Source organism: Mesorhizobium sp. WSM4837 (genome assembly GCF_055811435.1).
Window position 1 is genome coordinate 74,116 of record NZ_JBVVQE010000019.1, and the last position, 25,998, is coordinate 100,113.

The following is a 25,998-nucleotide window of genomic DNA, read 5'->3' on the forward strand; positions in this document are numbered from 1 at the left end:
TCTCAGTTTGCCCTGGATGCGGCCATCGACCGCCAGACCGGCCGCAGCGCCTCATGCGCCAATGTGTAGGACGGAACCGCCCGCTCATAGATCGCGGCAAGTTTTCGGTCGCTCGGTTCCGCCGCGCCCAGCAGCGGCGTGACCCATTCGCCGACGCATTCGTCCATCGAATTGTATTGGCCGACGCAGACCGCAGCGATCATCGCGGCGCCCGCCGCACCGGCTTCCTCGCGTTGGCTGGCGCGAATGTCGGCGCCGACGACAGCGCCGAGGATCTTGCGCAGAGCCGGGCTTCTGGCGGCGCCGCCGGTCAGCCGGATTTCGCTCGGCAGCGGCCCCATGGCGGCGTAGCAATCGCGCGACGCGAATGCCAGCCCCTCAAAAACAGCGCGAACCATATCGGCATAACCGTGCCGCGACGAAATGCCGACGAAACCGGCCCTGGCATTGGCATCGACGAACGGCCCGCGCTCGCCGGCCTCCGACACATAGGGCTGATAGAGCAGCGAGGCCGGCTCCGATGACGATATCCATTCGTCGACCAGCGCGATCATCTCGCCATTGCTGCGGGTGATGCCTTGCGAGGCGAGTATGCCGGAGGCGAGGCTAAGGATCCAATCGATGTTGAGCGTCGCTGCCATGTTCGACTGCATCTGCGCAAAGACGCCGGGCGCCGGCATCGTCATCGTGTAGCCGGTCCTGGCCTCGTTGAGCAGCACCTCGTCCGGCGTCTGAGCAAGCCGCATATGCATGCCGGTGGAGCCGATGATCGAGCAGCCAGGCTTGCGCTCGCGGTCGAGCAGGCCGGCGCCGAGCGCGGTGCAGGCCACGTCGACATAGGCCAGTACCGCCGGCGTACCGGAAAGCAGCCCGGTCGCTTTGGCAGCCGCCGCCGACAGGCCGGCGCTATGCCTGGTGCCGTCGACGATCGGCGGCAGCAGATGCCTGAGGTCGGCGACGCCGAGCACCTCAAGCACCTCGTCGCAATAGCCGCGGGTGCGAAAGTCGCCAAAGGTGAAGGTGCCCTCGGAAGGATCGGTGGCGCGTTCGCCGGTCAGGTTGAAATAGAGCCAGTCCTTGCAATGGAACGCTGTCGCGGCGCCGGCAAGCCTGTCAGGCGCGTTGCGCTTCATGAAGGCAAGCTGCGGCCCCTGCTGGCAGGCGGCGAGCCCGCTGCCGGTCTTTTCGAAACGAAGCCGGTCATCGGGGCGCGCGCGGATCTCCTCGACGATGGCGGCAGCGCGCGCGTCGAGCCACAGCCAGCCCTTGGCGACCGGCTCACCGTCCTTGTCGATCAGCCAGGTGCCGTCGCCCTGCCCGGTCACGGCGATCGCAATGATGCGGCTGGCGAGGTCCGGCACCTTGTCGGCAAGCTGGCGCAATGTGGTCGCGGTATCGGTCCAGGTGCGTGCCAGATCCTGCTCGGCGCCGCCGCCCGGCAAGGTCTCGTACCGGTTCGGCACTGCCGCGGCCGCGAGCTGCCGGCCCGCCGTGTCGAAGGCGACGGATTTGATGACAGACGTGCCGGCGTCGATGCCGATCAGCACATCCCGCATCAGGCAAGCTCCATGCCGTGCGAAATGGCCATGCCGCTGGACTGATCGAAGACGTGCAGATTTTTCGGATCGATGCTGATGTTGATCGGCGCGCCAAGCTCCAGCCGGGTCCGGTCGTGTTCGACCAGGACCAGCGAGCTGCCGGCGAAATCCGCGGCGATATGGGTCTGGTCGCCGAGCCATTGGTTGGCCGAAACCGTCGCCGGCACGCCGTCCTTCGAGCGGCGAACCGCATAGGGCCTGACACCGATGACGACCCGCTGCCGTTTGAGCAATTCGTCGCGAACCGAGCCGCTGAACGCGTCCTTGTCATAGTCGAGTGAAAGCCCGTCGGGCAGCCGCAGATTGATCTTGTCGGCGGCCGTGCCGACATAGGCCTCGAAGACATTCATCGGGGGCTCGCCGACGAACGTGCCGGTGAACAGGTTGGCCGGCCGCTGCTTGAGCATATCGGGCGTATCGAACTGCTGCAGCACGCCGCCTTCCATCACCGCGATCCGGTCGGCCAACGCGTTGGCCTCGGTCTGGTCGTGGGTGACCAAGATCGCGGTCAAGCCGCGCTCCTTGATGAAGTGCTTGATGCGGCCGCGCAGCACCGCGCGAAGCTGCGGCTCGAGCTGGCCCATCGGTTCGTCCAGCAGATGCAGGTCGGCCTCGCGGATCAGCGCCCGGCCGAGGCTGGCGCGCTGCTGCTGGCCGCCGGAGATGGAACTCGGATAGCGCTCAAGAATGTCCTCGATCTCGAGCAGCTTGGCGATGCTGGCAACTTTCGCGTCGACCTGACTTTTCGGCAGCCTGGCCGCCTTCAGCGCGAACGCCATGTTCTCGCGCACGGTCAGCGGCGGATACAGCGAATAGCCCTCGAACGCCATCGCCACATTGCGCTTGACCGGCGGCAGCGTGTGCACCTTGCGGCCGGCAACCGAAATGCTGCCGCGCGAGACCTCTTCGAAGCCGGCGATCATGCGCAATGTCGAAGTTTTGCCGCAGCCGGACGAGCCGAGCAGTGCGACGATCTCGCCCTTGTCGATTTCCATCGTCAGATTCTGAACGGCGTGCACACCTCGGTCGATCGGGCCGTAGAATTTGTCGACGCCGGAAATGGTGAGTGCGCTCTGGCTCATGCCGCTTCTCCGCTGCGCAAATTGACGACGTTTTTCGAGCCGATACGGTCGCCACTGGCACGATCGAACAGCAGGGCGCTTTTGCCGTCGACGGCGATATGGGCCCTGCCCTCGGTTTGACCCGCTGTTCCGGCCGGCCGGGAGACCAGGATTTCGCGACCGCGCGCGGTGCGCACCAGCGTGACGACCTTTTCGTTGAGCGGCGTCTCCGCCTCGACGGTCACCGGAATGGCCGCGGGTGTTCCTTCGTCGACGAAGCGCAGCGCTTCGGGCCGCAAGCCGATCACGCAATCGCGGCCGACCGTGGCGTCATAGGCGCCGGTCAAATGGACTTGGACATTCGACAGACCGACATAGATGCCCTTGGCATCGCGCGACGGCTTGACGTCGAGCAGGTTGATTGTCGGATCGCCGAACAGCCGCGCGATCTCGATGTTGGCCGGCTCGCGATAGATCTGCTCGGGCGTGCCGAGCTGCTTGATGACGCCTTGCGACATCACCGCGATGCGATCGCCGAGCGCCATGGCCTCCTTGTAGTCCTGGGTGACGTAGACGACGGTCGCACCGCGATCTGCCAGCAGCCTCGGCAGTTCGAGCCGCATCTCGAAGCGCAGTTTGGCATCGACGTTGCGCAGCGGATCGTCGAGCAGCAGCACCGGCGGCGAGCCGACCAGAGCGCGGGCGAGCGCGGTGCGCTGCTTCTGGCCGTTGGACAGCGCCCGTGGCTTGTGGCTGAGCACGTGGCCGATCTTCAGCAGCTTGGCGACGCTCTCGACACCCGCCTTCATCGCGCTTTGCGACGATCGCTTGGCCTGAAGCGGCGTGGCGATGTTGTCGAAGGCGGTCATGTGCGGAAACAGCGCGAAATTCTGGAATGCCATGCCGACGCCGCGGAACTCGGCGTCAAGATCGGTCATGTCCTCGCCGCCGATGAAGATTTTTCCCTCATCAGGGTCGATGACGCCGGCGACGAGCCGCAGCAGCACCGTCTTGCCGGCGCCGGACGGTCCGAACAGGACCAGGGTTTCGCCGTCGGCGACGCTCAACGACAGATTGTCGAGCACAGTCTGGCTCTTGTAGCGCTTGACGACATTTCGCAATTCGAGGCTGGCCATCGGGAGCTATCCTTTCACCGCACCGAGCGACAGGCCTTCGACGAGATAGCGCTGCGCGTAAAGGGCGAGCGCCAGCGTCGGGGTGATCGACAGCACGATCGCTGCCGAGATCTGGCCGTACTGGATGCCGGAGGAGGTGATGAAGGCGAGCGCGCCGACCGTCACCGGCTGCTTGTCGGCCGAAGCGAGCACGAGCGCGAAGATGAAATTGTTCCAGGCGAAGATGAAGGCGAGCAGGCCGGCAGCCGCGATGCCGGGGCCGGCGAGCGGCAGCGCGATCTTGCGGAAGGTGGCGAACCAGGAATGGCCGGCAATGCGATAGGCGTATTCGATATCGGCCGGGATGTCCTCGAAATAGCCGCGCACGATCCACAGGATCAGCGGCAGGCAGATCAGCTGATAGACCCAGATCAGCCCGATATAGGTGTTGGCCAGTCCAAGCTTCTGGAAATAGAGGGTGAGCGGCAGCAGCACCAGCAGCGCCGGCGCGAACCGGAACGACAGCAGCGTGAAGGCGATGTCCTCCGAGCCGCGGAATTTGTGCCGGGCAAAGGCGTAAGCGGCGGGGACGCCGAGCAGCAGCGCGACGGCGACCGAGGTGACCGACAGGAATACCGAATTCCACAGGTTGCGCATGAAGGCGATGTCGAGTGTGCCGGCCGCCGTGGTCAGCTTGCCGGTGATCAGCGCGGTGTAGTTGGCCAGAGTCGGCTTGAAGACAAGCTGCGGCGGAATCCGCAGGATGGTCTCGTTGGTCTGGAAGGACATCATGAGGATCCAGACGATCGGGAACATGAAGAAGATCACGACCAACGTCAGGGCTATGCCACGCAGGATGCGTTCGAGAAGCGAGGTGTGTTCCATCCCGGCCTCCTATGCCAGGCCGCGGGCGCGTTCGCGCAGCCGCAGCCAGTTCTTGATGAAGATGTTGGAGAGGAAATAGGTGATCGCCCACAGGATGATCATCAGCGCCGCCGAGCGGCCGACATTGGTCGACTGGAAGAAATTGAGATAGGCCTCGACCTGGAAGACGGTCAGCGTGTCGCCCGGACCGCCCTGGGTCATGGCATAGATGATGTCGAACTGCTGGATGGAATCCAGCAGGCGAAACAGCGTCGCCGTCAGGATGTAGGGCGTCAGCATCGGCAAGGTGATGCGGAAGAACACAAAACTCCGCGGCACGCCGTCAAGTGCCGCCGCCTCGAAGGGCTGCGTCGGCAGGCTGCGCAGGCCGGCAAGCAGCAGGATCATGATGAAGGGCGTGTAGACCCAGATATCGACAAGCACCACCGTGAAAAGCGCGGTCGACGGCGACGAAGCCCAGCGGAAATCCTGCAATCCGATCAGGCTGGCGAGGTAGCTCAGCACGCCAAAGCCGGGATTGGTCATCAGCTTCCACATCAGCGCGGCAAGCGCCGGCGCCGTCATCAGCGGCATCAACAGCATGATCGAGATGAAGTTGTTCAGCGTCGAGCGCTTCTGCAGCAGCATGGCGATGCCGAGACCGAGAAGCAGTTCAAGCAGCACGGTGATGCCGGCATAGAGCAGCGATATCTCCAGCGTGTTCCAGAATCTCGGGTCGGTGAAAAACGAGATGTAGTTGTCGCCCCAGTTGAACTGCCGCGCCCAGGGCTGGCTCAGCCGGTAGCGCTGGAACGAGTAGACGACCGACGTGAAGAACGGGATCAGGATGCCGATGCAGACGAGCAAGGCCGGCAGGCTGAGCACATAGGGCAGCACTTTCTTGCTGATCCTGAAGCCGGAAGGCCTGTTTCTTTGCATTGTCGCCGTAGTCATCGCGGCTCACCCGTCATCTCTGTTGCTTCGCCCTGCCGGCCGCCCAGGGAGCTAGGCGGCCGGTTGGGCGAGTGGCGGCACCGCCGTTGTTTGAACATCGGAATTTGGGTCCGATGCTCCAGGCGCCGCTTCGCAGTGGAATGGCCGGCTGGCCCGCAGCAGCGGGCCGGCCGGCCGCCAGGACTCAGCCGAGCCCGGCTTCCTTGAGCTGGCCGTCGACGCTGCTGGCCAGCATGTCGAGGCCTTCGTCGACCGGCACTTCCTTGGCCACCATCTTCTGCAGCGTCGCCGCCCATTCGGTGGTCAGATCGAAGAACAGCGGCTGCGGGGTGAACTTGATGCTGGCGCCGGGCGCCGAAACGTCGAACATCTCGACATAACCCGGATAGCTCTTGTTCAGCTTCTCGCGGAACATCTGGTCGTTCCAGACCGACTGACGCACCGGATTGACGAAGTCCATCTCAGTCGCACCGAACAGTGCATGCTCGGGCCCTGATGCCCATTGCATGAAGTACCAAGTGGCGTCCTTGTCCTTCGAGAAATTGGACATCGACAGCGACCAGATCCAGATGTTGGGCGTCGGAGCCTTGGCGGCGGGATTGGCCTTGAAGGCAGAGAAGGCGAGCTTGCCGGCCATCTTGTTGTCGCCGCCGTTCATGAAGTAGCCGAGGATGTCGGCGTCGAAGATCATCGCCGAGGCGCCGGCGCCAAGGTCGGTGCCGACCTGATACCAGGTGTAGGTCGACCAGTCCTTGGGGCCGCTCTCCTGGATCATCTGGACCCACTGCTTGTGGAAGGCCTTGGATTCGGCGGTGTTCATCGCGGCCGACAATTTGCCGTCAGCCGAGACGTTCAGGTCCTTCTGGTCAAAGTTGGCATAGGCCGACAGGAAGCCGGGATGGATCGTCGCCCAGGAGCGCGAGCCGCGCACGCCGATGCCGTAGACGCCGCCGCCGACATCCTTGGTGAGCTTGGCCGCCGTAGCGACCATCTCGTCCATATTGCCGGGAACGCTGACCCCGACCTTGTCGAACATGCCCTTGTTGTAGGTGATGTTGTTCTGTTCGAAGCCCCACGGAATGCACCACTGCTTGGCGTCGTCGGAACCGAGCACGCCGCCGGGCTGACCGTTCCAGGCACAGGACTTCCTGACACCGGGCAGGAAGTCGTCCCAGGCATAGTTCACGTTGGTCTTGGTCGGATCCTTGATCCACTCGTTAAGGTCGGTGATCCAGCCGGCCGGGCCATAGGTCCAGGTCATGTAGGCGCCGGTCATGAAGGCATCGTATTCAGGCGAGCTGGCCGACAGCGCAGCGGTGACCTTGTCGAAATAGACATCCTCCGGGAAGACGTCGTAGACGACTTCCATGCCGGTCAACTTCTTGAAGTTTTCAAGGTTGGCGATCATCGCATCCGCGTAAGGATGCTTGTTGAGCAAGAGCTTGATGGTCTTGCCCTTGTGCGCCTGCCAGTCGAAATCCGCCGCCAGCGCACGGGTCTGCCCCAGGTTGAGCAGCGTTCCGGCGGTGCCGGCGGCAAGGCCCATCGCGCCAAGGCCCTTGATCAGCCCACGACGATCGACTTGTCCGCGCAGGAACGCGTCGATCAGGTCTTTTTCTTTCTCATGCATTTGTCTTCTCCTCCACAGGGTAGTTTCAATCGAATGGCTGCCGGCTACCCGACCGGCGTCTGCTCCACGAGTTTTCGCGCCGTCCGCTCATCGGTGACCAGGCCCTTGAGATAGCGGCCCTCCAACACCGATTTGATGGCACGAACCTTCACCTTGCCGCCGGCAACGGCGACAATCCTGCGATTGCTGATGTCTTCGCGCGCCAGCGCCAGCGCGCGGTTGGAAAGCGTCGTCTCGACCGCCTTTCCAGCATCGTCGAAGAAATGGCCGAGCAGTTCGCCGACACCGCCGTTGCGTCGGATCTCCTCCATTTCGCCCTTCTCGATCATTCCGGTAGCGACCAGCGACGCCTCGCGCTCGGCAGTGCCGATGCCGGCGATGAGCAGGTCGGCGGCCTTGCCGAGATCAAAAACCTCGCTGATGCCCTTCTGCCCAAGCAGCACGGTTCGATCCTCGACCGTGTTGGCGAACATCGGCACCGGCATCACATAGGCTTCGGCGCCGGTCCGTTCGGCCAGGCGGTGAATGACGTCGTGCGGATTGGCCGAGAACTTGCGCGTCAGGCCGCCGAGCAATGAGACGAATCGGGTCTTTTCGGCCGATATGCGCGGCAGATATTCGACGCAGGCGGCGAGCGTGCGGCCATGGCCGACGCCGATCAGCGTATCCTCGCCGCGTTCGATCTCACGCTTGAGGAACTGCGCGCCGGCGATGCCGAGCGCCTTGAGCGGCAAGTCCTCGCCATCGAAGTCGGGAACGACCTCGCAATAATCGAGGCCGTAGCGGCTGGACAAATCGTCTTCAAGCGCGACGCATTCCGACACTTCGCCGTCGATATAGACTTTGACCAGCCCTTCCTGATTGGCCTTGGTGATAAGGCGATGCGCCTTGAGGCTGGTCAGGCCAAGCCGCTTGGCAACCTCCGACTGGGTCAGCCCGCCAGCATAATGGAGCCAGGCGGCGCGCGTCGCCATACTGGTTTCATCGTCGCGCAGGAGGCCGTTTCCAAAACCAACCATTTCCGCCCTAAGATATTTTTATCAGGTGATGCAAAATTTTTCACAAGGTGTCGCAGGAGTCAAGCGTCGCAGCGTTCAAATCACCTTGAGAGGGCAAAAAAGGCCTGCTGAAGCAGCCATCGTGCAGGGCGGTGCCAGTCTGAAATCCCATGCCTGTCGACCTGAAGGGCTGAACGGCTCGCTCCAAGCGAACCAGTTGCATGGCCGCAAAGGCCTGCTCCCGTTCAATGAGCGCATAACTGGGCTGACCGACGCCAACCGCCGATTTGCTGAAAATGCTCTGCCCGCCGAATGGCGGTGGAGCTCGCTTGCGGATCAGGCGAATTCGGGCAAGGAGGACAGGGGGCCGAGAAGTATCGATCTTCACATTGCGAGAGCTACAATAATTCTTCACGAACGGCTATCTATCCTTCCGACAGGTGTTTGGTTCGAGTCACGAGGGGCGCGGCTTGGAATTCGATTTGAAGACCATTGAGGCGCTTGCTCCCGATCAGGCGTCGCTGAGCGCCGCCTCCAAGCTGACCAAACGATCGAACTGGCCGCGGCTCGAAAAGCATGAGCCCCAGGCGCTCATCTGGGGTGAATGCCAGGGCTCCGGCTCCAATCCATATCGGGTGGTGGTCGACACCGGCGATCACGGCTACAAATGCACCTGCCCGTCGCGAAAATTCCCGTGCAAGCACACGCTGGCGCTGATGTGGATTGCCGCCACCGCGCCAGCCAGTTTTGCAGCCGCTGAATCCTCGCCTGAATGGGTGAATGACTGGCTTGGCCGGCGCAGGAAGACGACGCCACCGCCAGCGCAACCGATAGAAGGTGTGGCAGCCAAAAGCATTGATGAGGCTGCACGGACGGACGACAGCGCCGCCGTCGAAGACGGTGCGGCGGTGGAGCGTCGTGAGGCTGCGCAGCGCAAGCGGGCGGAAGACACACGACAAGCAGTGTCGGCGGCGCTCGATGAACTCGATCAATGGATCGCCGACCAGTTGCGGCTTGGTCTTTCCGGGTTTGTCGACGGCAGCAGCGACCGTTGCCGCCGGATTGCCGCGCGGCTGGTCGACATGAAGGCAACCGCGCTTGCCGGTCGCATCGACGAGATCCCTTCGCGGCTGATGGCGCTGCGCAGCGAAGAAAAACCGGATGCGGCGATCCGTGAGCTTGGCAAGCTTGTGCTGCTGGCCAAGGCATGGCGGGCGTCGCCCGACGACCCAGAGCTGAAGCGCCTCGTATCGACCTCTGAAACCCGCGAACAGGTTCTGGCCAATCCGGATGCAAGACAGGTCGAAAGCTTCTGGGAGGTTCTGGGCGAGAAGATCGAGAGCCGCCGTGACGGTCTCGTCAGCCATTCGACCTGGCTGCTCGATCTGAAGTGCGCTACCCCGCAATTTGCCGTGCTGCTTGATTATTTTCCGGCTTCTGCCGGACGCCGGTCCAACGCTTTTGCGCCGGGCGATCGTTTCGATGCCCGGCTGGTCTTCTATCCATCACGCAAGCCGCTGCGCGCACTGGTGGCAGAACGCATGGGTGAAGTGACGTCCGGCGCGTGGCCTGATTTCAGCTTTGGCGCTGCAAAGGACCCACTCGCCACGCATGCTTCCTATCAGGATGCTGCGCCTTGGATTACCGATTGTCCTCTCATACTGCCGCCTGGTGCGATCCTGGTCGATGACCGCGGCACAGGCTGGTGGCAGGCCGCGGATGATCCGCAAGGGATCGCCTTGCCGATCGCAGGCGCTGTCAATCAAACATTGCTCGGCCTCGACCTTGCGGCCACGGCAGCGCTCTGGGATGGCGCCCGGCTTGACCTTCTGGCGGCTCAAAGCGGATTCGGGAGGCTTGACCTGTCGTGAACGAGGGCGAGCAAACAGGCCTGGCGACAATGCGCGATTGCTGGATCACCGGCGGAGCCACCTTCGATCTGGCTCCGACCGCCTGGAAGACGATCGCCGGCGGTGCAAGTCCCGACGAGCAGGAGCGCCGGCTCCTAGCAATCGCAGCACAAGCGCTCGACGTCGCCCTGCGGCCGGCGGCGCCGAAGACGCTCAAGCGCCGGCCGCCGCTGCCCAGGCTTGCGCTCCCGATGCTGCCGGAGCGGTTGCGGCCGCTGTTGAGAGCCGCTCTGAAACATGCCGTCGACGCGCGACGCAAGACGCGCGTGGTGACGCTTGTCGCCAGCCGCGGCTTTGTGCTCCATCCGATGGACTGGATGCCCGTCGCGTCGGATCAGAACAGTCCGGACGTCTACGCCCCCTGGATCGACTGGCAAGCAAGCGTGGACGGGGAGAGACATGCCCCGCAAGAGAAACTGACGTCGGAAAATTGGGATGAGTTCTATCCCGCCGCGCGACGCATCGCGCTGGCAGACATGCGCCGCAGTGAACCGGCTTCGGCTCGACTGCTGATCGAGACCAAGGCGTCGGGCGAGCCCGCCGAGGTCAGGCTTGCGCTCGTCGAACTCATGCGCTTCGGCCTGAATCCTGAGGACGCGCCGTTCCTTAAAAGCCTCTCCGCCGACAGGTCCGGCAAGGTGCGCGAACTGGCTGGCCGGCTGCTGGCAAGGTTGGGAGAGCACGGCCGTTCAGACGATGGCGGACCGGGTGATCCCGCAGCTGAACTCGCCGCTTTCATCAGCGAAGGCAAATCCGGCTTCATCCGCCGCCGCAGCATCTACACGCCGGCGAAGTTGAAATCGCCGGCGCAGGAAACGCGTCGCGCCGAATTGTTCGAGACCTGCAATCTCGTCGACCTGGCCGCGCGGTTCAGTGCTACCGAACCTGAGTTCATAGGCGCCTGGCAATTCGGCGCCGACAACAATGCCGACATCCTGATCGCACGAATGGTCGCCGCTTCGGGGAGCGACGCCGCGGTGACGCATATGGCCGACGCACTTGTCGCCGATGGCGGCAAGCCAGCGCTGTTCGTACTGCACCTCACGCCGCGCCTGGACAGTCGCAGAAAACGAGCCCTCGTCCGGCTGATCCTCAAGCAAGCGAATTACCTCAACGCGATCAATCTGGCGGAAGGCATTGATGCTGGCTGGCTGGAATGGGACGATCTTTCGAATGGGTCGGCTGTTGCGGCGCTGCGTTCCGCCGTTGCGGGAACCGACGACGCCATGCGCCGAGGCGCCGACGATATACTGGAAACGATCTGCTTCCTTGCCACGGCGACCACGGCAGCAAAATTGATCGACGAGGTCGTCGCAGCCGGCATGCCGCCCGCAGCCCCATCACTCAGTGTCCTGCGTCTCAACGCGGCGCTGGCCGAACATCAGTCTAGAACCGACACATGATCAATCCGGAGAATTCATATGAACGCTGCCATCCGTCTCCCGGTCGAGCAGGCCTATGCCTCTGAATTGCAGGCGCTGGCGCGCGGTGACGACAGGCAAAAGCCTGCCGGCTGGAGCCTCTCGCCACAAGCTGTGCTGACTTATCTGCTGGGCGGGAAGGCCGGTGACGGCACGCCGGTAACGCCAAAATATGTCGGTCGCCGCCGACTGATGGAGACCGCGGTGGCAACGCTCGCCACCGACCGCGCACTGCTGCTGCTCGGCGTTCCCGGAACGGCCAAGTCCTGGGTGTCGGAACATCTGGCCGCCGCCATCATGGGCGACTCGACGCTGATCGTGCAGTGCACGGCCGGTACCGACGAGAACCAGATCCGCTATGGCTGGAACTATGCGCAACTTCTGGCAAAGGGCCCGAGCCAGGAAGCATTGGTGCCGACGCCGCTGTACCGCGCCATGCAGACCGGCAAGCTCTGCCGGCTCGAGGAACTGACGCGCATGGGCTCGGATGTGCAGGACACGCTGATCACCGTACTTTCCGAAAAGATGATGCCGATCCCGGAATTGAACACATCGATCTATGCCCAGCGCGGCTTCAACATCATTGCCACGGCAAACAATCGGGACAAGGGTGTGAATGAACTCTCCTCGGCACTCAAGCGTCGCTTCAATGTCGTGGTGCTGCCATTGCCGGAAGACATGGCTGAAGAGGTGGCGATCGTCTCCAAGCGGGTCGACGAGATGGCCGGCGGGCTCGACCTGCCGGTGCCGAAAAATGTCGGCGAGGAGATAGCCCGGGTATTGACCATCTTCCGTGAATTGCGGTCCGGTGCGACCGCCGACGGCAAGGTGACGCTGAAAACGCCCTCGGGCTCGCTGTCGACCGCCGAGGCGATCGCGACGATGGTTGGCGGTCTGAGCCAGGCGGCGTGGTTCGACAGCGGCAAGCTCGGCGCCGAAGGTCTCGCCGCCAGCCTTGTCGGGGCGATCGTGAAAGACCCGGTCCAGGACAAGGCAGTGCTGGAAGAATATCTGGAAACAGTGCTCAAGAAGCGGCCTGACTACGCCGGCTACTATGCGGCCTTGAACGCAGCGATCTGACGCGCCATGGGGCACAGCGAGGTCGCCTATTTCGGCATACGCCATCACGGGCCGGGTTCCGCCGACAGCCTTGTGCAGGCATTGCAGGATTTGCAGCCGGTCGCCGTGCTGATCGAGGGGCCTATCGATGCCTCCGCGCTGCTGCCGTTGCTGGCCCGCCCGGAGATGCAGCCGCCGGTAGCACTGCTTTGCTATCCGGAGGAGGATCCGGCTTCGACAAGCTTCTGGCCATTCGCCGAGTTCTCGCCGGAATATCAGGCGGTCCTTTGGGCCGTGGACAACAAGGCGGCGTTGCGCTTCATCGACCTGCCGTCGTCGGCGCGCTTCTCGGAAGCGGCGGTCGACGGCGCGGAAAAAGTCGATGCTGACGATGCGAAGGAGTCAAGCAAGCGTGATGATGTGGCTCCGCATCGGCGTGATCCGATAGGCACGCTGGCCCGCGCCGCCGGCTATGAGGATGGCGAAAGCTGGTGGTCGGACATCATCGAGCAGAATCCGGAACCAGGCCCCATATTCGCCGCCATCTCCGACGCGATGATAACGCTGAGGGATGGTGAAGGCTCGATCGCGCAGTTCGAGGCCCAGCGCGAAGCGCATATGCGGCTCGAAATCGCTGCGGCGCGCAAGGAATTCGACGGACCTATCGCCGTCGTCTGCGGGGCGTGGCATGTGCCGGCACTGCAGGCGACACACATGCAGAAAAACGATCAAGCCCTGCTTAAGGGGATTGCGAGGCGCAAGAGCACGATGACATGGGCGCCGTGGACGGGACCGCGTCTGGCGCTGGGCTACGGCTATGGCGCGGGCGTCGTCGCACCCGGCTGGTGCAAGCATCTCTGGCGCACGCGCGGCCGGCGCGATGCAGCAACCTTGTGGCTTGCAATGATTGCAGCGGTGCTGCGGGTGAAGGGTCACCTGGTCTCGACCGCTTCGCTGATCGAAGCGGAGCGGCTCGCCCGCACGCTCGCCGCGATTCGCGAGCGGCCGAAACCCGGGTTTGAGGAATTGCGCGACGCCGCAATTGCGGCTCTGTTCAACGGCGAAGCGTTGCTGTGGGCCGTGGTCGAGGCCGAACTGCTTCTAGGTGCGGACGTCGGCGAAATTCCACCCGACACGCCGTTGGCGCCGTTGATCGAGGATCTGCAGCGCAACCAGAAGGCGGCGCGGCTGAAACCTGAAGCGCTGGAGCGGGAACTATCCGTCGACCTGCGAAGCGACAGCGGGCTGTTTCGTTCGACATTGCTGCATCGGCTGAACGTGCTTGGTGTGCATTGGGGCAAGTTGACGGACGCCGGTCGCAGCCGTGGCACGTTCCGCGAGCGGTGGACCCTGGCCTGGGAGCCGGAATATGCCGTTCGCCTGGTGGAGAACCTGATCTACGGGCCGACCATCGAAAAGGCTGCCAACGGCCGCCTGATACAGATGATCGAAGCCGCAGCAACCCTCGATACGCTTGCGGCACTGGTCCAGGGCGCCATCACGGCAGGCCTGTCGGAAGCATCGACCGCCGGTCTCGCGGCCCTGGAGGCGCGCGCGGCGCGCAGCAGCGAATGCCTGGAGATTCTGGCCTCGGTGCCGCCGCTCGCCGACATCATCCGCTACGGCGAGGCGCGCAAAACCGAGACGAACCGGCTTTCCGGCCTCATGGAGCGGCTGATCGTCGAAGGTGCGATCGCGCTTCCCTATGCGGCACGCGACCTGGATGAGCAGGCCGCCGCGACGCTGGTAAGAGCGATGCGCAAGGCCGATGAGGCGATCAGGCTGGTGGAGCCGGGGGAAGACGTGCTGAACGGATGGCGCAACGGGCTGGCTGCCGTTCTCGAGGGGTCGCGGGCGACGGCGCTATTGGCCGGATGCGCCGCGCACCTGCTCTACGAGGCCGGCCGCCTGTCCGCCGAAGCCGCAGCCGAGCTGCTCGGGCGACGCCTGTCGCCGGGCACGCCAGTCGCCGAGGCGGCGGGGTTCTTCGAGGGCTTCTTCAGCACAGCGGGTCAACGGCTGATCTATGACGAAGGTCTCCGCAGCGCGGTCGATTCCTGGCTCAAATCTCTCGACGAAGATGCTTTCATCGCGCACCTGCCGTTGCTGCGCCGCGTCTTTTCCAATCTGGACAGCATGGAGCGCCGGCGACTGATCGAAGCGGTTCTCGGCCGTGCCGCGCGCTTGCCGGCTGGCCTGACGCCGACGCCGGATGGCGGCGAGGCATGGCGCCGACACCTGGAACGGCTTGGACCATTGCTGAGGGGAGGAAGCGGCAATGGATGACGAGGGCGAAATGAACGGGCTCGGCCGACTCACTGCAGATGCCGGAGGGGAGCGCCGCTGGCGCCTGGCGATCGGCGCCGATGACGAGGCGTCGGGGGCACTTTCCAGCGACGACAAACGACTTTCGGCGGCACTCGATGCTCTCTACGGCGATGGTGCCAGCGCGGCGGCCAGTGACCCGCGCAAGCGGCGTGGCGGACTTGGCCGCTCGGCACCGCGCGTTGCGCAATGGATGGGGGACATTCGCTCCTTCTTTCCCGCGCAGGTCGTTCAGATCGTCCAGAAGGACGCTTTCGAACGGCTGGACCTGAAGCAGATGCTGATGGAGCCGGAGTTCCTCAAGGCGATCGAGGCGGACGTCAACCTGGTCGCCGACCTGATTTCACTGCGTTCAGTCATGCCGGCCAAGACCAAGGACATCGCCCGCACGATCATCGCCGACATCGTCGCCAAGCTGATGCAGAAGCTGGAGCAGAAGACCGCCGAGGCGATACGCGGCGCGCTCGACCGATCGAAGCGCACCAAACGTCCGCGTGCGCGCGATATCGACTGGCAGCGCACCATCTCGGCGAACCTTCGCCACTACCAGCCCGAGCACAAAACTATCGTGCCGGAGAAGCTGGTTGGTTTCATGCGCAAGCAGCGTCGGCTAGTCGACCTTGACGAAGTCGTTCTCTGCGTCGACCAGTCCGGCTCGATGGCAAGCTCGGTCGTCTACGCCTCGATCTTCGCGGCAGTGATGGCCTCGCTGCCGGTCGTGCGCACCAAGCTCGTCTGTTTCGATACGGCCATCGTCGACCTTACCGAAGAACTCAGCGATCCCGTCGAAGTGCTGTTCGGCGTGCAGCTTGGCGGCGGCACCGACATCAACCAGGCCGTCGCCTATTGCGCCGACCGTATCGAGCGGCCAACCAAGTCGCATCTGGTGCTGGTCACCGACCTCTACGAGGGCGGCAATGGCCAGGAATTGCTGCGGCGGCTGGCGGCGCTGGTTCGATCCGGCGTCAATGTCGTCGTGCTTCTGGCACTGACCGACCAAGGCCGGCCCGGCTATGATCCGGCAATGGCAGGTTCGGTTGCCGCACTTGGCATTCCGGTCTTCGCCTGCACGCCGGATCTGTTTCCGGACATGATGGCGGCGGCATTGCGCCGCGAGGAGATCGGCGCCTGGGCGGCGGGAGCCGACATCAAGCTGGTTCGCGCCGAGACCGAGGCGCCCAGGGCGGACGACTGAGCCCCATGTTCCAGAGGGTTGCCGAACTCCTGTCGCGGCTGGAAAGCGGCTGGACAGGTCAGCGATTGTGGCCGGCAGTTCCGCTATTTAATGTCCTTCAATCCCGCATGCGCCACGGCAATGCGGGCAGCGAGCGCCGCGTTGTTGCGGACCAGCGCGATGTTGGCCTTCAGGCTGCGGCCCTGCGAAAGCTCGTTGATGCGGGCGAGCAGGAACGGCGTCAGTTCCTTGCGACCGATGCCGCGTTTTTCGGCTTCCGCCACCGCCGCGGCGATCGTGCCATCGATGAAGGCTGGATCGAGCGCATCCAGTTGCGGAATTGGATTGGCGACGAGGATGCCTGTGCCCGAGCCGATCTGCTCGTGCAGCAGCATGGCCTGCGCAATGTCCTGCGGCGTATCGAGGCGGTGATCGGCTTTAAGTCCGCTGGAGCGCGTATAAAAAGCCGGAAAGTCGTCGCTCTGGTAGGCAATCACCGGCACGCGCTGGGTCTCCAGATATTCCAGCGTTTTTGCAATATCGAGGATCGATTTCACGCCGGCGCAGACGACGGTCGTGCCGGTCTGGCCGAGTTCGGTCAGGTCGGCCGAGATATCGAAACTGGCTTCGGCGCCGCGATGCACGCCGCCGACGCCGCCGGTCGCGAAAATACCGATGCCCGCCAATGCAGCGATCCGCATCGTCGCCGAAACCGTGGTTCCGGCCGAGCCGCCGCCCACCATAATGGCGGCGAGGTCGCGCCCGGACGCCTTGACCACGTCCTTTGCCGCTGCCAGCTGCTCCAGCTCGCGGTCGTCGAGCCCGACCTTGATCTTGCCGGCGACCACCGCGATGGTGGCGGGCACGGCGCCATTCTCGCGCACCACGGTCTCGACGCCGCGGGCAGTCTCCAGATTGGCTGGATAGGGCATGCCGTGGGTGATGATCGTCGATTCCAGCGCCACCACCGCGCGGCCTTCACGAAGTGCTGCCGCGACTTCGTCGTTCAGATGGAGAAGGGAAGGTTTCATCGTTATTTCGCTTTCAGGGTTCGGCTCGCGTTCAGGGTCGTCTGGCTTCAGGCGGGAATGCGGTACATGCCGGCGGTGAGGAAGCGCGGCGACAGGTCGGGATGGACGCTGGATTCGCTCTCGGTGGTCAGCGTGGCGAGCAGCGCGCCGGTGCGCACTGCATCGAGCACGGGATCGCCCGAAAGCACCTTGTACATGGTGCCGGCAATCATCGCGTCGCCGGCGCCGGTGATGTCGACGGCGCGGGCCGGGACGGAACGCATCGTTGCCACGCCGCCTTCGGTCGCGACCGCAAATCCATGCGCGCCCATGGTCACGATCACCTCGCTGGCGCCGGCCGCGCGCAGCGCCGCCGCAGCCTCTTTCGGCCTTAGCCGCTTGTCGGCATCGGTGATGCCAAGCATCGTATTGGCCTCGTCATGGTTGGTGAACAAAAGGTCGATGCCGGTCAGGTCCTTCGGCAGGCGCGCCGATTTCGGCGACGACACCGTGTCGAGGGCGAGCTTGAAGCGCGCGCCCTGCTTTCGTGACATCAGCGCTGCGATCGTCGCGGCCGGCAGGTTGCAGTCGATGATCACCCAATTCGCCGAAGCCAGATGCGGCCAGAAACGGTCGAGACAGGAGGGCGAAAACAGATCGAAGATCTCCATGTCGGCGATGCCGAGCACGAGATCGTTGTTGAGGTCGAGGATCGCCGCATATTCCGCCGTCGGCCGCTCCGTGGTGGTGATGACCTGGCTGACGTCGGCGCCCAGGTCGCGCAGGTGCCGCACCAGCGAGCGGCCGGTCTCGTCGTCGCCGACGATCGAAACGAAGCTCACGTCGACGCCGAGGCGGACAAGGTTCTCGGCGACGTTGCGGGCGACGCCGCCGAAGCTGCGATAGCCGTCGACCGGGTTCGACGTCCCGAAGATCAGATCCTTCCTGGCGTGGTACTTGCGGTCGAGGACGGCGCCGCCGATGCAGATCATGCGCTTGGACGCCGGCAAGACATAGCCGCGGCCAAGAATGTAGCCCTTGTTGACGAGCTGCACGATGTGGGCCGCGACGGTCGAGCGGGCAATGCCGAGCGCGGTCGCTATATCCTGCTGGCCGGCGAACGGGTTCGCCGCGATCAGATCCAGCACTGCCTGTTCCTGTGCTCCAAGGTCGTCCATCGCCTCACCCCGGTCCGCGCAATTCATGCTGAACTTTGATCAACAACAGATGATGTTGTCAACATTTGTTTGGCTGGCGAGCTTATCAATGCCAGTCGCTGGTACTGGTCAACATCTGGCGCCGCATCACATTACTTGTTGCCGATGGCAAGAAGTTTGAACTTGTTGCCGATGGCAAGAAGTTTGAAAGCAGGCGGATGAACGAACAGGAGTTGATGGGGGAACTGGAGCGGCTGGTTTCCGAGGATCGGAACCCGAGGACGATGGATATCGACCTGCTGCCGACCATCGATATCCTGCGCATGATCAATGACGAGGACAGCGGCGTTCCGGCCGCCGTCGAGAAGGTCATTCCGGAAATTGCTGCCGCGGTAGACCGGATCGTTGGTGCGTTTCAAAAAGGCGCGCGGCTTGTCTATATGGGCGCCGGCACGAGCGGCCGGCTGGGGGTTCTCGACGCCTCGGAGTGTCCGCCGACATTTGGCGTGCCCGAGGGCATGGTGCTCGGCCTGATCGCCGGCGGCCCGAATGCGCTGGTGCGGGCTGTGGAAGGCGCCGAGGATGATCCGCAACAAGGCATCAAGGCACTGCAGGGCATCAAGTTGACCGCCGACGATGTGGTGGTCGGCATCGCGGTCAGCGGCCGCACACCCTACGTCATTGGCGGCTTGACCTATGCAAGGCAGGTCGGAGCAACGACGGTGGCACTTTCCTGCAACCCCAGGTCAGTCATTGCCGGCATTGCCGACATTGCCATCTCTCCGCTTGTCGGCCCCGAGGTTCTCGCCGGCTCGACCCGGTTGAAGTCGGGAACCGCGCAAAAGCTGGTTCTCAACATGCTGACGACAGCCAGCATGATCCGGAGCGGCAAGAGCTACCAGAACCTGATGGTCGACCTCAATCCCAGCAACAAGAAGCTGGTCGCCAGGGCGGTCGGGATCGTGATGCAGACCACCGGCTGCACAGCGCAGCAGGCACGACGGGCGCTCGACCAGACCGGCAAAGACGTCAAGCTGGCGATACTGGTGACAATCACCGGGATGGGCATCGAAGAGGCGCGCAAGGCGCTCGACGATGCGGGCGGTTTTTTGCGAAAGGCGATCGGCGAAAAGACGCTGTGAAGCTGTCTGGATACCGGTATACCAGTATCCAGGATGGACCGACTTCGACAAAGGCAGGGCATGGGGACCTTGCTCACCAAACGGATCCATCCGACACATCATTTCGACAGCGGGATTATCGAGATTCGCCCATCGGTCGGCGATCTCGCCAACGGAGCCTAACAAATGATGATTGCGAAAAGTGGCGAACCAATCTGGGCCGTCGGCCTGATGACCGGCACCGTGCTGGACGGCAATATCGATGTTGCGCTGATCAAGACCGACGGCGAGCGGATCGAGGATTTCGGCACCTACACGCTGGCGCCTTACCCCGGATCGATCCGGACGCTGCTGGAGGAGACGCTGGATCAGGCCAGGGCGTGGAATTTTGCCGGGCCGGAACCGGCGATCTTTTGCGAAGCTGAAGAAGCGCTGACGCGCGCCCAGTCGGCAGCCGTCAAGGACCTGGTCGAAAGCTACGGGCTGACGATGGCCGATATCGGCGTCGTCGGCTTCCATGGCCAGACCGTGCTGCATCGCGCCCCGCAAAACGGCCGACTCGGCCAGACCCGCCAGCTCGGCGATGGGGCATTGATGCATGCCATACTGGGGACCAAGGTCGCCTATGATTTCCGGTCGGCCGACATGCGCGCCGGCGGGCAAGGGGCGCCGCTGTCGGCCGCCTATCACGCTGCGCTGCTGCGCGATGCCGATATCAGCGGCGACACGGCGGTGCTCAATCTCGGCGGCGTCGCCAACATCACCTGGTGGGACGGCAAGGACAATGTCATCGCCTTCGACACCGGACCGGCCAATGCGCCGCTGAACGATTTCATCAAGTCGAACGGTTTGGGTGAGATGGACCGCGACGGCGCGATTGCCCGTGCCGGAACTGTGGACGAGGCGCGGCTGGCCAAGCTCCTGCAACATCCCTACCTGGCCAAGCCCTATCCAAAGTCACTGGACCGCTTCGATTTCGGCGCAGCCATGGCGGATGGGATGAACGCTGAGGATGGCGCCGCACTGCTGACGGCCTTCACCGCCGCAGCCGTCGGCAAGGCGCTCGACCTCCTGCCGCACCGGCCGAAGCGGCTGGTGGTCAGCGGCGGCGGCCGCCACAACCCGACGATCATGGCCATGCTCGCCAGCCGCGCCGGCGTCGAAGCGGTGCCGGCGGAGGCGCTCGGCTGGAAGGGTGACGCGGTCGAGGCGGAGTGCTTTGCCTTCCTTGCGGTCCGCGTGCTCAGGGGCCTGCCGATCAGTTTTCCAACCACCACCGGTGTGCCACAGCCGATGCGCGGCGGACGCCTTGCCGGCTGATCAAGCCAGCAGTTTCTTCTGCAGGAAGACGCGGCTGCGGCCGACGGGAAAATCGGGAAGCGCGCCGAACAGCCGATACCCCTGACGCTCATAGGCGTTGACCGCCTGGGGATTGAACGTGTCGATCAAGGCGCCATGACAGCCGCGTGCGACGGCTTCCTGTTCGGCTGCGTCCAGCATCCTGCCGGCCATGCGCTGGCCGCGCAGTCGCTCATCAACCCAGAGCCATTGCACATAGAGCCAGCCCCAGGCGGTATATCCCGAGATGCCGCCGACAACCGCACGGTGCTCATCGCGCACGAACACGGCGAGCACCTTCCTGTTGGCCGGACCGACTTCGCTGTCGTTGAACGCGCTGAGCCGCTCCCCGAGAAAAGCGAGTTCTTTCGGCGAAGGGTCGGCGGTGGTTTCAAGCGTCATGTTCATCGCTTGTCCAGACAGGCTCACAGCCGGATACCCGTATACAGCGCTTCCGGACGCGTGGCACTTTCATTTGCATTTACCGAAGGAAAGGCGGGGAGCGCAAGCGCTGCCGCCGCGTGGCTCCGCGACTACACGGGCCGCGGCGAATGCCACGCCGCCGCCGAAGCGGCAACCAGCATGAGCAGCGCGGCGACCATTGCAGATGCCGCAAAGCCGAAGCTGGAATAAAGCGGTCCGAAGGCCGTGGTGCCGACAAACACCGCGAGATAGGTCACCGCGCTGTTCAAGCCCATGATCGTGCCGCGCCGCGCAGGATCGAGCGCCGAGAGGCGCATCACCAGGACGTTCAGCCCGAAATGATTGGCAAGGCCCCAGACTGCGACCATCGCGATGGTCAGATGGAAACTGCTGCCTGCCGCGGCCAGCGCGACATAGACGGCCGCGACGAGCAGATAGGCGAACGGCATGACACGTCGCGCGCCAAGCCGATCGATCACGCCGTCAAGCAGTGCCGCCATGCCGAAGCCGGCGCCATAAGCGAGCGCCGCCAAGCCGTTGGCGCTGACCGGCCGTCCCAAGCCATTGTGAAGGTGATCGCCAAGATAACCATAGACGCCGTAGAAGGCGGTCATGAAGGCGCCGCAGGCGACCAGGAGCGGCACTATGCCGGGAACGGCCAAAGCGCCGAGCGGCGTCGGCGCCGGGCCGCTTTTCCTGACATCGCCGAGCGAGGTCAGCGTAAGGCCGGTCAACGCGAGCGCCGCAAGCACCGCGACCGCCGCGAAAACGGCGCGCCAATGGACGAGGTCGGCAAGCACCGCCGACAATGAGACGCCGGCGACCATGCTCAGGGTCCAACCGGTCAGCACGACGCCGATGGTTCCGCTTTCGCGGCCAGGCGGCGCGATCGCAGCGGCGCTGGCATAGATTGCCGGCATGGCAACGCCGGCGGCGATGCCGGCGACAAGCTGGGCTGCAACCAGCGCCGTTACCGTCGGCGCGGCGGCGCTGGCGAGGAGCGCGACCGCCAGCAGCAGCAAGGCCCCTTGCAGCATGCGGCGGGCGCCGAGCCGATCGATATAGCGGGCCAGGAACAAGGCGCTTGCCGATGTGCCGAGGCCGAAGGCAGCGGACGCGATCATGACGGCCGGCACGCTCGTCGCAAACGACGCCGCCACCGCCGGTGCTATCGGACCGAGAACCAGCGAGTTCGAGCCGATCACCGCGATGCATCCGGTGAGGAGATAGGCGAGCGCCGGGATAGGCGGCCTTGCCGTCAATGTTGCGACTTGATCACTGTTCGTCATAAGGCGATAATGGCCGTACTAAGTTCTGTATCAACAAGGAATTTCGCCATGGATGAAGAAACAGATGGCATTCTGCAGAACAGGCCCGCTGCCCGGGACGTCGACGCAACCGACCGAAAAATATTAGGCGTTCTGGTCGACGACGCCACGGTCAGCTATGCCGAGCTCGGTGATCGCGTCGGCCTGTCGCCGCCGGCCGCGCATGAACGGGTGAAGCGGCTTCGGCGCAGCGGCGCCATTCGCAACACTGCGGCGATCATCGATCCCAAGGCGGTGCGCAAGCCGCTGCTTGCCTTCGTGCACATCGACACCAAGGGCTGGGGAAAGACCCCCGAACTGATGGCGATTTCCGAGCATCCCGAAGTCGAGGAGATCCATTCGGTGGCCGGCGACACATGCATGCTGATCAAGGTCCGCACCGAGGACACAAGGGCGCTCGAAGGCCTGCTGTCGCGGCTTTACGAAACGCCTGGCGTGACCTCGACGCGAAGCTATGTGGTTCTGTCGACCTATCTCGAGCGGCCGGTGCAGCCCGGGATCACGACGGAATGGCCGGCGCCCCGGCACATGGCCAAGCCGCTGTATTAGCCGGAGCGCGAGTCGGGACGGTGTCCGGCTGGGCCCGGCCTGATCGCGGGCTTTGCCTGCAACGACGGCATCGTCATTAACCGATCGAGGCTCGTTACCGAGACGCGTTGTAAAGCTTGGATGCAATCTCGTTCATTTCCTCAGGCGCGTAATCCGGTGTGAAAGCTGATGGCTCTCCCACCAACTCCTGGATCTTTCCGCCATCCGGCATTCCTTCGACAACCTCCAATTCACCTGGAGGATCGTCCGGGAGAGCCATTTCGCCATTGCCCCAGATCCCAGCTATCTCACGGTAATCTTCGGGACTGAATGTATAAAGGCGTCGGTGCGAGCCTTCCTCAAGATATTTCTGGCTCTCCGGGATGTTTGCCAGCGGAATGTTGGGCGTTGGAAGCATCTTTTCGATTTCGACACCCGTTATTTGTTTGAGCGCGAGGGCATAGGCGTGGGCATGCACCGATCCCCTTACCAACAGATATCCGCAGACCTCCCGTCCGGTCGGGTCCGACAAGGTTTCGTAGACCCGCAGTTTGTGAAGGCGGGCTCCGCATTCGAGGTGGAAATTGTGGAGGAGGTCAAAAATGACGTTGCCGGTCGTTGTAACGAAATCCTTGTTCCAGCTCAGGCCATTTGAATCGATCGGCACGGCGCCACCACCATGCGACAAAAATCCGGCAGCCAGTCTTGCGTCCTTCATCATATCGAACGGCGCGCCGGTGATATCTGTCGGACCTACCGTGTCAGCGCCGGGTTCATCAGGACCGTTCGCAAGCATCGACACCCCATTGCTGACCAATTCGACATGGCCAAGCTCTTCGGCGGTGATGGCCGCGACCAGGCTGTAGAACGGCCTCAACTTGCTCTTTGATCGGAAATTGAAGCTTTGGAAGAGGTAGTTACCGAGTGTGGACATTTCTCCGTATTTCCCGCCAAGCAACTCCTGGAGCGCTGAAGCGGCATTGACATCCTGTTGGGCCGGTGCCGGTAATTCGATCTGAAGCTTGTCGACGCGCAAAAACATGGTCTATCTCCGTTAGAGGAACGGACCTAACAGCACTTCGACGGTATTGTTCCCGCCTCTCAGAGGAGTATTTCTCCCGTCGACCGGGCTTTCCCAATTGATGCGTTGGCGACCTGAACGCTGCACATGCAGGCGGGCTAACTTTTTAGCTCATGCGGGAACATGGCGGTGCCATCATCCCTATGGCACATGACACGCGACCGACTGGATGAGGCAGAACAATCTGTACCTCGCCGTCGGCGCTCTGGTTGTCGCAGTCCATCGCCTTGGGCATTTACGTTTTTTCGCGAGGAGACCAGCCAAAAGGCGTGGAACTTCGCATCGATGATCTGCGCACAAAAAGCTGACGCCGTCTCAACCAAGCTCCAAAGTCGTGATCGCAAAGACGCCGAACTGCGCGAGCTGCGGCGCTTTTCCCTTGTACATTCGAGCCGTTTCGAAGCCCGGTTGAAGGCCGGCGAACGACAGGAAAGCCGCAAAGCTTCCACTGGTCTCGGGGACGTCGAGATGGATATTTCCGGGTCCCGAGGCGTTGGCGAGCGCCGCGAACAGGCGGCTTGCCGCGTCCAGGCTGTTGGCAAAGAGCGGACCGATCTTGCAGCCGTCCCGGCAGCGGCGGGCGACGCCGTACCCCTTGATGGCGCCATCCCTGACGATCGCAAGCGCGACGTGCGGCGGGCGCAGCCAGTGTTCCAGGAAGGATCGCCGCGGAGCGGGAAAGAACCGGCTGTCGTAGTCCAGGACATCGGCTTCCGGGCCTATGACGCAAATATCGCTGTCGGCAGCTGCCGGAGCGTTCGGCGTACCGACGAAGCGGATCGTCCGGTAGACCGGCGCAAAACCCATGCTGCGGTAGTTGGCCTGCTGTTCGACGACACCATCGAGGCCGATCGTGCGGTCGCCGAGCCGCGCCATGCCGGCATCCCACACCGCCTTGCCATAGCCCTCACCGCGCCTGTCCGGCCGACAGATGTAGAGGCCGATGAAGCCGAAATCCTCGCCATAGGCGACGGCCGAAATACCGGCCACCATCTCGCCATCGACAAAGGCGCCGATGAAGCCCTCTGGATCCGCCGCCTGAAACGCCACGGCATCGCCGAGGCCGGGATTCCAGCCCTCCGCTGCCGCCCAGTCGACAAGGATATTTACGTCTTCAAGTGCGAGCGTTCTGATCGTTCGGCGCATTGCCTCACTCGGCGGCTACGGTACCGGGGGCGAAGGACTTCAATGCGCCAAGATAGGGCTTTGCCAGCGGGTTTGCATAGGCGCCACGCTTGGACGTCGACAGGCCAAGCGCGATCAGTGCCTCGGCCTGCTTGACCGCGGCGCCGACGCCGTCGATGACCGGAACGCCGAACTCCCGCCGCAGCGCGGCGGCGAGATCGGCCATGCCGGCGCAGCCAAGCACGATGGCCTCGGCGCGATCCTCGTCGAGCGCGCGCGCGATCTCGCCGCGCAGCTTCAGGATCGCATCGGAGGCTGGGTCTTCGAGCGCAAGAACCGGAATGTCGGCCGCGCGCACGCGTGCCCGTCCTGCCATGCCATAGCGCTGCACCAGCGCTTCGACCGGCACGCGCGAGCGCTCGGTCGTGGTGACGACGGTGAAGCGCTGGGCGATGAACGAGGCCGTGCTGAGCGCTGCCTCGCAGATGCCGATGACCGGAATGTTGGCCATGGCGCGCGCCGCATCGAGGCCGGTGTCGTCGAAACAGGCGACGATTGCGGCCTGCGCGCCCGAGCGTTCGCCGGCGGCGATCTCGACCAGCAGGCCAGGCACGGCAAGCGCCTCGTCGTAATAGCCTTCGATCGACACAGGTCCCATCGACGAGGTGACGGCGGCGATCTCCGTTCCGGCGCCGGCCACGAGCCGCGCCGCCGCTGCAATGGTTTCGGTCATGCTGGCGGTGGTGTTCGGATTAACGACGAGGATCTGCACTGCGTT

The 25,998-nt window shown here is 63.7% G+C and carries 23 protein-coding genes and 1 pseudogene; 10 read left to right on the plus strand and 14 right to left on the minus strand.

The window, feature by feature from the left end:
* Positions 1-2: 2 nt before the first annotated feature.
* The 7 genes from AC0L3D_RS13745 to AC0L3D_RS13775 form a co-directional block, all read right to left on the minus strand.
* Complete coding sequence (locus AC0L3D_RS13745; protein WP_473626277.1) at positions 3-1,556, minus strand: FGGY family carbohydrate kinase; 1,554 nt, start codon at positions 1,554-1,556, stop codon at positions 3-5.
* Positions 1,556-2,680, minus strand: coding sequence for an ABC transporter ATP-binding protein (locus tag AC0L3D_RS13750; RefSeq protein ID WP_473626275.1), 1,125 nt, complete (start codon positions 2,678-2,680; stop codon positions 1,556-1,558). The genes AC0L3D_RS13745 and AC0L3D_RS13750 overlap by 1 nt, the downstream gene beginning before the upstream one ends.
* Positions 2,677-3,795, minus strand: coding sequence for an ABC transporter ATP-binding protein (locus AC0L3D_RS13755; protein WP_473626274.1), 1,119 nt, complete (start codon positions 3,793-3,795; stop codon positions 2,677-2,679). The genes AC0L3D_RS13750 and AC0L3D_RS13755 overlap by 4 nt, the downstream gene beginning before the upstream one ends.
* Before the next feature lie 6 nt (positions 3,796-3,801).
* Positions 3,802-4,659 (minus strand): carbohydrate ABC transporter permease, encoded by an 858-nt coding sequence (locus AC0L3D_RS13760; RefSeq protein ID WP_023800184.1) that lies wholly within the window; start codon positions 4,657-4,659, stop codon positions 3,802-3,804.
* A gap of 9 nt (positions 4,660-4,668) precedes the next feature.
* Complete coding sequence (locus AC0L3D_RS13765; RefSeq protein ID WP_091599904.1) at positions 4,669-5,592, minus strand: carbohydrate ABC transporter permease; 924 nt, start codon at positions 5,590-5,592, stop codon at positions 4,669-4,671.
* Positions 5,593-5,776: 184 nt separating this feature from the next.
* Complete coding sequence (locus AC0L3D_RS13770) at positions 5,777-7,222, minus strand: ABC transporter substrate-binding protein (RefSeq protein WP_128167495.1); 1,446 nt, start codon at positions 7,220-7,222, stop codon at positions 5,777-5,779.
* 44 nt (positions 7,223-7,266) lie between these two features.
* Entirely contained in the window at positions 7,267-8,241 is a 975-nt protein-coding gene (locus AC0L3D_RS13775; protein WP_027152561.1) for a sugar-binding transcriptional regulator, read from the minus strand.
* A 25-nt stretch (positions 8,242-8,266) separates the two neighbouring features.
* Between AC0L3D_RS13775 and AC0L3D_RS13780 the strand changes: the two genes are divergently transcribed.
* From AC0L3D_RS13780 to AC0L3D_RS13805, 6 genes are read left to right on the plus strand one after another with little or no spacing between them, the layout of a single operon-like run.
* Positions 8,267-8,716 (plus strand): hypothetical protein, encoded by a 450-nt coding sequence (locus AC0L3D_RS13780; protein ID WP_473644667.1) that lies wholly within the window; start codon positions 8,267-8,269, stop codon positions 8,714-8,716.
* Positions 8,703-10,091 (plus strand): SWIM zinc finger family protein, encoded by a 1,389-nt coding sequence (locus AC0L3D_RS13785; RefSeq protein WP_287171730.1) that lies wholly within the window; start codon positions 8,703-8,705, stop codon positions 10,089-10,091. The genes AC0L3D_RS13780 and AC0L3D_RS13785 overlap by 14 nt, the downstream gene beginning before the upstream one ends.
* Positions 10,088-11,533, plus strand: coding sequence for a DUF5691 domain-containing protein (locus AC0L3D_RS13790; RefSeq protein ID WP_473626271.1), 1,446 nt, complete (start codon positions 10,088-10,090; stop codon positions 11,531-11,533). Before AC0L3D_RS13785 ends, AC0L3D_RS13790 begins: the two co-directional genes overlap by 4 nt.
* 18 nt (positions 11,534-11,551) lie before the next feature.
* Positions 11,552-12,631, plus strand: coding sequence for an ATP-binding protein (locus AC0L3D_RS13795; RefSeq protein WP_077381511.1), 1,080 nt, complete (start codon positions 11,552-11,554; stop codon positions 12,629-12,631).
* Positions 12,632-12,637: 6 nt separating this feature from the next.
* Positions 12,638-14,896 (plus strand): DUF5682 family protein, encoded by a 2,259-nt coding sequence (locus AC0L3D_RS13800; RefSeq protein WP_128171919.1) that lies wholly within the window; start codon positions 12,638-12,640, stop codon positions 14,894-14,896.
* Entirely contained in the window at positions 14,889-16,130 is a 1,242-nt protein-coding gene (locus tag AC0L3D_RS13805) for a VWA domain-containing protein (protein ID WP_128171918.1), read from the plus strand. Before AC0L3D_RS13800 ends, AC0L3D_RS13805 begins: the two co-directional genes overlap by 8 nt.
* Before the next feature lie 83 nt (positions 16,131-16,213).
* Here AC0L3D_RS13805 and AC0L3D_RS13810 read toward each other — a convergent pair whose 3' ends face one another.
* Positions 16,214-17,140, minus strand: coding sequence for a pseudouridine-5'-phosphate glycosidase (locus AC0L3D_RS13810; RefSeq protein WP_128171917.1), 927 nt, complete (start codon positions 17,138-17,140; stop codon positions 16,214-16,216).
* Positions 17,141-17,187: 47 nt separating this feature from the next.
* Positions 17,188-18,297 (minus strand): carbohydrate kinase, encoded by a 1,110-nt coding sequence (locus AC0L3D_RS13815; protein WP_473644670.1) that lies wholly within the window; start codon positions 18,295-18,297, stop codon positions 17,188-17,190.
* Between the two features lie 197 nt (positions 18,298-18,494).
* Between AC0L3D_RS13815 and murQ the strand changes: the two genes are divergently transcribed.
* The 3 genes and pseudogenes from murQ (at position 18,495) to AC0L3D_RS13830 (ending at position 20,717) form a co-directional block, all read left to right on the plus strand.
* Positions 18,495-19,418 (plus strand): N-acetylmuramic acid 6-phosphate etherase, encoded by a 924-nt coding sequence (gene murQ, locus AC0L3D_RS13820; protein WP_287171727.1) that lies wholly within the window; start codon positions 18,495-18,497, stop codon positions 19,416-19,418.
* 34 nt (positions 19,419-19,452) lie between these two features.
* Positions 19,453-19,580, plus strand: a pseudogene (locus tag AC0L3D_RS13825) (esterase); the annotation flags it as partial.
* Positions 19,581-19,586: 6 nt separating this feature from the next.
* On the plus strand, positions 19,587-20,717 hold the full coding sequence (locus AC0L3D_RS13830; RefSeq protein ID WP_473644698.1) for an anhydro-N-acetylmuramic acid kinase: 1,131 nt from the start codon (positions 19,587-19,589) through the stop codon (positions 20,715-20,717).
* Here the strand turns inward: AC0L3D_RS13830 and AC0L3D_RS13835 are convergent, their stop codons facing one another.
* Complete coding sequence (locus tag AC0L3D_RS13835; RefSeq protein WP_128171915.1) at positions 20,718-21,143, minus strand: GNAT family N-acetyltransferase; 426 nt, start codon at positions 21,141-21,143, stop codon at positions 20,718-20,720. It abuts the gene before it with no gap.
* 125 nt (positions 21,144-21,268) lie between these two features.
* On the minus strand, positions 21,269-22,447 hold the full coding sequence (locus tag AC0L3D_RS13840) for an MFS transporter (protein WP_128171914.1): 1,179 nt from the start codon (positions 22,445-22,447) through the stop codon (positions 21,269-21,271).
* Positions 22,448-22,495: 48 nt separating this feature from the next.
* On the opposite strand from AC0L3D_RS13840, the gene AC0L3D_RS13845 reads away from it, so the two are divergent.
* On the plus strand, positions 22,496-23,035 hold the full coding sequence (locus AC0L3D_RS13845; protein ID WP_123146884.1) for an Lrp/AsnC family transcriptional regulator: 540 nt from the start codon (positions 22,496-22,498) through the stop codon (positions 23,033-23,035).
* 94 nt (positions 23,036-23,129) lie between these two features.
* On the opposite strand, the gene AC0L3D_RS13850 is transcribed toward AC0L3D_RS13845, so the two are convergent.
* The 3 genes from AC0L3D_RS13850 to AC0L3D_RS13860 form a co-directional block, all read right to left on the minus strand.
* Positions 23,130-24,056, minus strand: coding sequence for a manganese catalase family protein (locus AC0L3D_RS13850; protein WP_473644672.1), 927 nt, complete (start codon positions 24,054-24,056; stop codon positions 23,130-23,132).
* Between the two features lie 354 nt (positions 24,057-24,410).
* Positions 24,411-25,241 carry a GNAT family N-acetyltransferase gene (locus AC0L3D_RS13855; RefSeq protein WP_128171912.1) on the minus strand — a complete coding sequence of 277 codons (831 nt, stop codon included), beginning with the start codon at positions 25,239-25,241 and terminating at the stop codon, positions 24,411-24,413.
* 4 nt (positions 25,242-25,245) lie between these two features.
* The gene (locus AC0L3D_RS13860) at positions 25,246-25,992 is read right to left on the minus strand and encodes an aspartate/glutamate racemase family protein (protein WP_128171911.1); all 747 of its coding nucleotides are present in this window, start codon (positions 25,990-25,992) and stop codon (positions 25,246-25,248) included.
* Positions 25,993-25,998: the final 6 nt, after the last annotated feature.